General features: G+C 63.5%; 11 protein-coding genes. 7 read left to right on the top strand and 4 right to left on the bottom strand.

Features of this window, described 5'->3' with window-relative positions; genetic code table 11:
- Positions 1-156: 156 nt before the first annotated feature.
- Positions 157-1,014 carry a polyphosphate kinase 2 family protein gene (locus ACIGGF_RS25205; protein ID WP_397523767.1) on the bottom strand — a complete coding sequence of 286 codons (858 nt, stop codon included), beginning with the start codon at positions 1,012-1,014 and terminating at the stop codon, positions 157-159.
- A gap of 33 nt (positions 1,015-1,047) precedes the next feature.
- Between ACIGGF_RS25205 and ACIGGF_RS25200 the strand changes: the two genes are divergently transcribed.
- Entirely contained in the window at positions 1,048-1,509 is a 462-nt protein-coding gene (locus tag ACIGGF_RS25200; RefSeq protein WP_094632769.1) for a PPOX class F420-dependent oxidoreductase, read from the top strand.
- A 68-nt stretch (positions 1,510-1,577) separates the two neighbouring features.
- On the opposite strand, the gene ACIGGF_RS25195 is transcribed toward ACIGGF_RS25200, so the two are convergent.
- Complete coding sequence (locus ACIGGF_RS25195) at positions 1,578-2,579, bottom strand: iron-siderophore ABC transporter substrate-binding protein (RefSeq protein WP_397523766.1); 1,002 nt, start codon at positions 2,577-2,579, stop codon at positions 1,578-1,580.
- 16 nt (positions 2,580-2,595) lie between these two features.
- On the bottom strand, positions 2,596-3,141 hold the full coding sequence (locus ACIGGF_RS25190) for a type 1 glutamine amidotransferase domain-containing protein (protein WP_397523765.1): 546 nt from the start codon (positions 3,139-3,141) through the stop codon (positions 2,596-2,598).
- Positions 3,142-3,212: 71 nt separating this feature from the next.
- Between ACIGGF_RS25190 and ACIGGF_RS25185 the strand changes: the two genes are divergently transcribed.
- Positions 3,213-3,389: a hypothetical protein gene (locus ACIGGF_RS25185; RefSeq protein WP_397523764.1), complete on the top strand. Its 177-nt coding sequence runs from the start codon at positions 3,213-3,215 to the stop codon at positions 3,387-3,389.
- Here the strand turns inward: ACIGGF_RS25185 and ACIGGF_RS25180 are convergent.
- The gene (locus tag ACIGGF_RS25180; RefSeq protein ID WP_397523763.1) at positions 3,386-4,123 is read right to left on the bottom strand and encodes a TetR/AcrR family transcriptional regulator; all 738 of its coding nucleotides are present in this window, start codon (positions 4,121-4,123) and stop codon (positions 3,386-3,388) included. The two genes, ACIGGF_RS25185 and ACIGGF_RS25180, sit on opposite strands and share 4 nt — an antisense overlap.
- Positions 4,124-4,196: 73 nt before the next feature.
- Between ACIGGF_RS25180 and ACIGGF_RS25175 the strand changes: the two genes are divergently transcribed.
- The 5 genes from ACIGGF_RS25175 (at position 4,197) to ACIGGF_RS25155 (ending at position 8,260) form a co-directional block, all read left to right on the top strand.
- A complete protein-coding gene (locus ACIGGF_RS25175) occupies positions 4,197-5,471 on the top strand; it encodes a DUF445 domain-containing protein (RefSeq protein WP_397523762.1) in 1,275 nt (424 codons plus the stop codon).
- A gap of 73 nt (positions 5,472-5,544) precedes the next feature.
- Positions 5,545-6,012 (top strand): helix-turn-helix domain-containing protein, encoded by a 468-nt coding sequence (locus ACIGGF_RS25170; RefSeq protein ID WP_397523761.1) that lies wholly within the window; start codon positions 5,545-5,547, stop codon positions 6,010-6,012.
- Complete coding sequence (locus tag ACIGGF_RS25165) at positions 6,005-6,796, top strand: heparin-binding hemagglutinin (RefSeq protein WP_397523760.1); 792 nt, start codon at positions 6,005-6,007, stop codon at positions 6,794-6,796. The genes ACIGGF_RS25170 and ACIGGF_RS25165 overlap by 8 nt, the downstream gene beginning before the upstream one ends.
- A 67-nt stretch (positions 6,797-6,863) precedes the next feature.
- A complete protein-coding gene (locus ACIGGF_RS25160) occupies positions 6,864-7,154 on the top strand; it encodes a DUF2516 family protein (protein WP_397523759.1) in 291 nt (96 codons plus the stop codon).
- 80 nt (positions 7,155-7,234) lie between these two features.
- Entirely contained in the window at positions 7,235-8,260 is a 1,026-nt protein-coding gene (locus ACIGGF_RS25155; protein WP_397523758.1) for an alpha/beta fold hydrolase, read from the top strand.
- The last annotated feature ends 115 nt before the right edge of the window (positions 8,261-8,375 follow it).

The following is an 8,375-nucleotide window of genomic DNA, read 5'->3' as shown; positions in this document are numbered from 1 at the left end:
CTACCGCCGCGACCCGCTGATCCTCGGTAAGCGAACTTCGTACACGCATACACACGCTCCCCAATAGTCGGAACTGAATTACTCAGTCCAACTTTTGGGGAGCGGTGCAACCTGCCCAGACGGGGGTCAATGGACCATTCACGTGTTCGAAGGGGGTCAGCTCTCGGCCAGTCGCTTCTTCTCGTGCTCGACGTCGAAATCTGCTGTCGGCCATTGGAGATCGAGTTTCTCGAGGGCGTCGATCAATATCTCGGTGACGGCGAGTCTGCTGTACCACTTGCGGTCCGCCGGAACTACGAACCACGGCGCGTGGTCGACGTCCGTACGATCCAACACCCGCTGATATGCCGCACGGTACTGCGGTAGGAAGCCTCGCTCGGTGACGTCACCCGGGTTGTACTTCCAATGCTTGTCCGGTCGATCGAGTCTCTCCTGAAGGCGCTTCTTCTGTTGTTCGGGCGAGACGAACAGGGCTACTTTGACGACGACCGTGCCCTCGTCGACCAATTCCCGCTCGAAGGCGTTGATCTCGTCGAATCGCTTCTCCCACACCTGCCGTGGCACCAGGTCGTGAACAGCGACGACGAGAACGTCCTCGTAGTGGGATCGATCGAACACACCGATCCGACCGGCTCGCGGTAGCGCTTTTCGGATGCGCCACAGGTAATGGTGCTGCTTCTCCTCCTGCGTCGGAACTCCGAACGACGCCAGGTCGACGCCCTGGGGATCGACCATTCCGATGACGTGCTTGACCATCCCGCCCTTGCCCGCGGTGTCCATGCCCTGCAGCACCAACAGAACCGACCTGTTGCCGCCGGTCCGGCCGTGGGCGTAGAGCTTCTCCTGTAGTGCAGCGAGAACTTCGCCGCGCTCGGCCAGCAGTGCAGTGCCGTCGGATTTCGAACCGGAGAATCCCGGAGTGACCGTGAAGTCGATATCCTCCACCCGCGGCGAAGCGGCGGCGCGCAACGCGTCCACGGGCGAGGATGTCCACTGTGTCGACTTGTCGGCCATGAAGGAGAACCCTACTTCTCTACGATGGGGTTCATGGCCCCTACCATTGCAAAAGCCGAAACCGTGTCGCGTGAGCAACTGCTCGAATTCGTCTCTCCGCGGCACCATCACACGTTGATCACCCGCAAGCGGGACGACGGTCTGCAGGTCTCGCCGGTGTCGGCCGGCGTGGACTCGGAAGGCCGCATCGTCATCGCCACGTACCCCGAGCGCGCGAAAGTTCTGAACATCCGCCGCAATTCCGCCGTCACGGTGCTGGTGCACAGTGACGACTGGAACGGCGACTACGTGCAGGTCGACGGTACCGCCGAGATCATCGATCTGCCCGACGCCGTCGAACCCCTGGTGGAGTACTTCCGCAGCATCGCCGGCGAGCACTCGGATTGGGACGAGTATCGCGCGGCGATGGTGAAGCAGGGAAAGTCGTTGATACGCATCGTGATCGACACCTGGGGCCCGATTGCCGCGGGTGGATTCCCGCCAGGGAGAGTGTGACAAGCCCCCCGGGAAGAGTGTGACCAGCCCGCCAGGGAGAGTGTGACAAGCCCCGGCGGGCTTGTGATCTAGCTCTTCAGCGGCTCCGCGAACAGCGGCACTGCGTTGTCAAGTGCGTATCGGGTTCCCGCTACCGAGGCGGCCGAGAATGCGTTGGCCAGGTCCAGGTCGCCGAGGACGACGAGGCGTCCGTCGCGTGCCGACGGCAGTCCCTGGATCAGTGGGTTGTCGGTGATCACCTCGGGTCCGGTGCCGATGGGGAACATCACGGTCAGGTCGGCGTCGAGCGCTGAGATGTTCTCCTCGGACAGGTCGACGCTGAAGTTGCCGGGTTCGGCGAGATCCTGGATGGCCGGGGTGTTCGTCATTCCCAGTGCTTCGAGGAAGTCGACGCGGGTGTCCCCGCGCACGTAGGCCCCGACCTGTCCGCTGTAGATGGTGCCGACGGCGACCGTCTTGTCGGCGAATTCCGGGTTGGCGGCGACGGCGTCGGCGAACTGGGCTTCGGTGTCTTCGACGAGCTTGTTGCCCTCGTCGATCTTGCCGAGAGCCTGAGACACGATTTCGGTCTGGTCGTCCCAGGTGGTGCCGTAGGCGATGTCGGTTCCGGGTGGCGCGGCGACGGTGGGGGCAATTTCGGTCAGCTGGTCGTAGACGGCTTTGTCGTTGGTGCTGCGGGTCCACAGGATCAGATCCGGTGCCAGTGCAGCGACCGATTCCATGTCGACGTCGAAGGTGCCGACAATGGTGGGGTCGGTGTCGTACGTTTCCTCGACCCATGGGCCCAGCCCGTTTCCGCCGACACCGAGCCAGTCGCTGGCACCGACCGGCTGCACACCCAGGGCCAATGCTGTCTCGGCATCGGACCATCCGAGTGCCACCACTCGCTGAGGGTCGGCCGGTACTTCCACCTCACCGAACATGTCGGTGACGACGACACTGCTGGATCCGGCGGAGTCGGCGTCGGAATTAGCTCCGTCGGAATTACCTTCGTCGGAGCTGCATGCGGTCAGGGAAAGGGCGAGGGCCAGGGCTGTCGCAGGCAGGGCCAACGATCGAGAAATGCGCATAGGGCACGCTAACCTATCAAGCAGCGAAATGCTCCACGATCTTCGCGCAGAAGGCCGGCAGGTCGTCGGGGTTGCGGCTCGACACCAGGTTGTTGTCCACGACGACCTCCTCGTCGACGACGGTAGCGCCGGCGTTGCGGAGATCGGTTCGGATACTCGGGTAGGACGTCAACGTGCGGCCCTTCAGGACGCCCGCTTCGGCGAGTGTCCATGCGCCGTGACAGATGACGCCAACCGGTTTACGCGAATCCATGAACGCGCGAACGAACTCCACGGCATCCGAGTCGACGCGCAGGTGGTCGGGATTGGTCGTTCCGCCGGGCAGGATCAATGCATCGAAATCGTCGACCGAGACCTCACCGGCGATGCGGTCGACCGCGAATGTGTCGGCAGCGTTCACGTCACTGTTCATGGCTTGGATCTCGCCGTGGTCGAGTGAGACCAATGTGACTGTGGCACCGGCGTTCTCGACGGCTTCACGAGGCTGAACCAGCTCTACCTGCTCGACGCCGTCGGCGGCGAGGATGGCTATGCGGCGTCCGGACAATGTTGTTGTGGTCATGTTTTTCGGATTACCGGCGCAATCGACTTTCAAACGAGAAACGACGGTGCGACGGTGGTACGAATGGAGGCATGAGCGAATCACCCATCGAAACTCCGACCGAGGATCGCGTGGAGCAGAATCTGCCGATCGTGGATGAGCCGGACGAGGCGAGTGTGGATGACCTGCCCACCGAAGCCGATGCCCGTGACGTGCTGGACCAGCGAGCAGAAGTGCCGCTGGACGACGACGGGTACGACGAGCGCTAGGAGTTCGGCTCGCCGTCGACGAGCGGATGTGGCTGCGACTTGAACTTCGCCGGCGAGCCGTCGGCCATCGCGACGCCGTGGATTCCGCCCCACATCATCATGCAGAGGTAATCGATCAGGTCGTCCGCCGACATCGACTTGTTGGAGCTCCACCAGTGGGTGGCCAGCTGAACCGCCCCGACGATGGCGAAAGCCCACGGCACCGATCCGCCGGAATCCATCTCGCGCTGGCGTAGCCGCTCACCCAACACGGTCGAGAGCAGCTCGGCGATCATTCGCTCGGATTCGGCGACGACATCGCGGTTGTTTCCCGCGTTGTTCGCCATCACGTAGAGGTACACCTCGGGGTCGGTGGCGACGGTCTCGACATAGGCGGTCACCACCACCCGGGTGAGTTCGTACTCACCCAGTTCGTGGGAGATGGCGGAGTAGATACGCGGCGCCAAGGTGGTCTCGACGTACCGGGACATCGTCGCGCTGGTCAGATCGTTCTTGTCGGTGAAGTACCGGTAGAGCACCGTCTTCGAGATACCGATCTCCGACGCGATCTCGTCCATGCCGATCTCGCGGCCGCGCAACCGGATGGCGGCCAATGTGCCGTCGACCAGTTCTTCGCGTCGAGCAATCTTGTGCTCGCGCCATCGACGTTTGCGGCCGTCCGGCTTTTCGGCCTTGGGCTTGTCCTCGCTCGGCTCGGACTCGTCCAGCTTTGCCTCCGTCGTATATCTCGCCACAACACCACCCTATGCGCCTGTTACGACACCATCGCAGGCCGTGTCCGGTTGATCCGTCACATTTCTGGGCACAATGTCGGTTGTGCAGCTCATGAACTTCGACGACGACACCAAGCGCCGCGACCTCCGCAAGATGAAAACGGTTGCGACGGGCTTTCTCGTATTTGCTTCGATCGTCTACCTGTTCTGCCGGTGGCAGGAGTCGACGGGTGCGGGCGCGTGGGTGGGGTACGTACGCGCGGCGTCGGAAGCAGGCATGGTGGGCGCGCTCGCGGACTGGTTCGCCGTCACCGCGCTGTTCAAGCACCCGCTGGGCATCCCGATTCCGCACACGGCTCTGATCAAGAAGAAGAAGGACCAGCTCGGTGCCAGCCTGAGCTCGTTCGTCGGCAGTAATTTCCTTGCCCCCGAGGTGGTCTCGGAGAAGGTTGCGTCGGCGCAGGTTCCGTTGCGGTTGGGTACATGGCTCGCCGAGCCAGACAACGCCGAACGGGTTGCGGCCGAAGCGGCGACCGTGTTGCACGGTGTGGTCGACGTGCTCAACGACGAGGACATCACCGCGGTGATCGACAACACCATCGTGCGCCGACTCGCCGATCCGCAATGGGGTCCCCCGATCGGCCGCATCCTGGACGAGTTGCTCCGCGAGAACCGTCAGTTGCCGCTGATCGACATGCTGGCCGAGCGGGTTCACCAATGGGCGCTCGGCAGCCAGGAGATGATCGATCGCGTCGTCGCGCGGGATTCTCCGAACTGGTCGCCGAAGTTCGTCGACACACTGCTGGGCGAGAAGGTCTACAAGGAGCTCGTCGAGTTCACCTGGAAGATTCGCTCCAATCCCGAGCACGACGTACGACTGGCCGCCAACAAGTTCCTCATCGACTACGCGAACGATCTGCAGCACGATCCCACGACCATCGACAAGGCCGAGAAGCTCAAGGCCCAGATCATGGGCCGTGAGGAGATCACCGGGCTCGCCGCGGCGACCTGGAAGGTGGCCAAGCGTCTGATCACCGAATCGGTGGACGACCCGACGAGCACGCTGCGCACCAAGATCAAGGAGAACACGGTCAACTTCGGTATTCGTCTGCGCGACGACGACGAATTGCGGGCGAAGGCCGACGGGTGGCTCCTCGGCGGTGCGCGGTACATCGCCTCCAACTACGCCGACGAGATCACCACGATCATCGGCGACACGGTGGCTCGGTGGGACGCCGAGGAAGCGAGCAAGAAGATCGAACTGCAGGTCGGACGCGATCTTCAGTTCATTCGGATCAATGGAACGGTCGTCGGTTCCATCGCTGGTCTGGCTATCTACACCATCTCGGATCTGATCTTCGGGCACTAGTGCTAACAGAGTGCTTGCAATAGTTAGCACCCTTCGGTACCGTCCAGTAGGACACCGAAACCAGGAGGCCGAGATGGCCGAGAACGAAGGGGATCTGGTCGCCAAAGCGACCGAGGCGACGCAGGTGGTCGCCGAGGCGGGGGACCTTGTCGCTGCAGTCGTGACGACTGCAGCCCAGGACATCGGTAGCTACATCCGGTCACAGCGGGAAGCGGCGCAGGTTTCCATGCGGCAACTCGCCAGCCGTGCCGGAGTGAGCAACCCGTACCTGAGCCAGATCGAGCGCGGACTGCGAAATCCGTCCGCTGAAGTGCTAGCGCAGATAGCCAAGGGTCTGCGCGTCTCCTCTGAGGTGCTGTACGTCCGGGCCGGGATCTTGGAAGCGCGTCCCCACGGTCCGGTGCGCGAAGCTCTGCTCGGCGATGAGCACATCACCGAACGGCAGAAGCAAGTGCTGATCGAGATCTACGACTCGTTCTGTCGAGAGAACGAGTCGACGCAAGAGCCCGAAACCGACGAACAGGAGACATCAGATGTCTGATTCCAAGAACTTCGAGAACGTCAAGACCCCGATCTACGCAGCCGTCGGTGCCGGCGATGCCGTCGTACAGGCCGTCGCAGATGTCGTGGCCCAGGTACGTTCGCGCGCCGAGAGCCGCACCAACGAGGTCAACGCGCGCATCGCCGACCTCTCCGAGGACGTCACCGAGGGTGTCGAGTCGCTGCGTGAGCGCCTGACGAACCTGCCCGCTGAGCTGCCCGACGAGATCGCCGAACTCCGCGAGCGCTTCACCCCGGACGAGCTCCGCAAGGTCGCCGAGGCATACCTCAAGGTCGCGTCCGACCTGTACACCTCGCTCGCCGAGCGCGGCGAAGAGACCGTCGAGCGTATCCGCCGCACGCCGGCCGTCGAAGAGGGCCTCGAGCGCGCCAACACTGCAGCCAACGACGTCGTCGACCTCACCGAGCAGGCTCTCGGAACCGTCGCCTCGCAGACCCGTGCAGTCGGCGAGCGCGCCGCAGCACTGGCCGGCATCGCGTCGGACAAGGTTCGTGACGGTGCCGAGGAGCTTTCCGACGCAGCCGACGAGCTGGCCGAGAACATCGACGAGGCAGGCGACGAGGCCAAGGACAAGGCCATCGAGACGTCCGACAAGGTGAGTGGCGTGGCGGGCAAGGTCGAGTCCAAGACCCGCAGCAGTGCCAACTCGCCCATCAAGAAGACCACTCCGGCTCCGGCCAAGAAGGCCGCACCGGCTCCGGCTGCGAAGAAGACCGCACCGGCTCCGGCCAAGAAGGCTCCGGCGAAGAAGACCACTCGCTAAAGCATTCGTAAAGGAAACGACCCCTGCGCCGCGCGGTGCAGGGGTCGTTTCTCGTACACTGGCGGGCGTGATTGCGAGTAGCTTCTCCCAGACGATCTTCCTGATTCTGCAAATCATCTCGATTGCGGGAGCGGCCTTCGCACTTTTCCACGCGCTGCGTCAACGGCCGGATGCGTTTCCGGCAGCCGGCAAACTGACCAAGAATGCCTGGCTGGGCATCCTGGCGGTGGGACTGCTGCTGACGCTGATCGGTCCGATGGTCATCATGTTCTGGATCATCGGCATCGTCGGCATCGCGGTGTACCTCGTCGACGTCCGACCCAAGATCGACAGCATCCAGCGCGGACCCCGCTGGTAGGCAGCCGCGTCCACGCTCACGACATCGTGGGCGTACCGTCTACCGCACCCGCCAGGGGGTCGAGGTAGAGGGGAATTTCAGTGGTTTCACGCAAGGTAGTCGAACGTGTGCTGTTCGGAATCGGCAGCGCGGCCGCGGCGGCCTCCGTCGGTACATTCGTCGTCCGGCGGCGTCGCCTGCATTCGTTCACCAAGACCACCGACGTTCGACCCGACGAGCTGCTGGAACACCCGACATTCGAGCCGACCGTCACCGAGGTCGTCACCGATGACGGCGCGCACCTACACGTGCGGAGTTACGGTGACGCCGATGCAGAACCGATCGTCTTCAGTCACGGGTGGACCTGCTCGGCCGACTACTGGTTTCCTCAGGTCAACGCCCTCGCCGGCCGCTACCGCGTCATCGCGTACGACCAGCGCGGCCATGGCCGCAGCGACGTCGGTACGCGGCCACTGAGCCCGGATGTGTTGGCCGACGACCTCTCTGCGGTGCTCGCCGCGACAGTCGTCGAAGACAACAAGGCCGTCCTTGTGGGGCACAGCATGGGCGGCATGTCCATCATGGCGTGGGCCGGGAACTACCCCGAACAGGTCGATCGGCTCGTCAGCGCGGTGTTGCTCGCCAGCACCGCGACGGACTCCCTCGTGCGGGAGACCACCGTCATCCCCTTGCCGCAACGATTTCCACGCCTGCCCACTCCGGTAGGCCGCGCAGTGCTCGGATCGGCTCTTCCGCTTCGGCCGTCTCCGGTGGTGCGGTCGGCGATCAAGTACATCTCGATGTCACCGGGGGCGACCGCGGCCGAGGTGGCCTTCTGCGAGAAGATCGTCCTCGAATGCGCGCCGCGCACCCGCGGAATCTGGGGTGCCGCGCTCACCGACCTCGACATCCGCGAGGCACTGGAGAACATGTCGGTCCCCACCAGCGTCCTCGTCGGATCTGCCGACCGCCTGACCCCGCCGGTGCACGCCCGCAAACTCGCCCGCGCGCTGGACGATCACGATCACCTGAGCCGCTTGATAGTGCTTCCCGGCATCGGCCACATGAGCTCGGTCGAAGCCATCGACGAATTCAACACCGAAGTGGTTCGGCTGCGAAACCTGTGAGCCTTCGGAGGCTGGCTAGCTGTAATGACCAGGGACGTTGTGGACGGCGTGGCAGCGACAGATAGGTGAGGACCTCCGGTATCGGTGTGGTTACCACAACTGCACCGACAACCGA

Origin of the sequence: Rhodococcus sp. NPDC078407 (assembly GCF_044542515.1) — a bacterium.
In the GTDB taxonomy this organism is placed as follows: domain Bacteria; phylum Actinomycetota; class Actinomycetes; order Mycobacteriales; family Mycobacteriaceae; genus Rhodococcoides.
The sequence above is the reverse complement of the archived record's forward strand: the minus strand, read 5'-3'. Positions and strand labels throughout refer to the sequence as shown.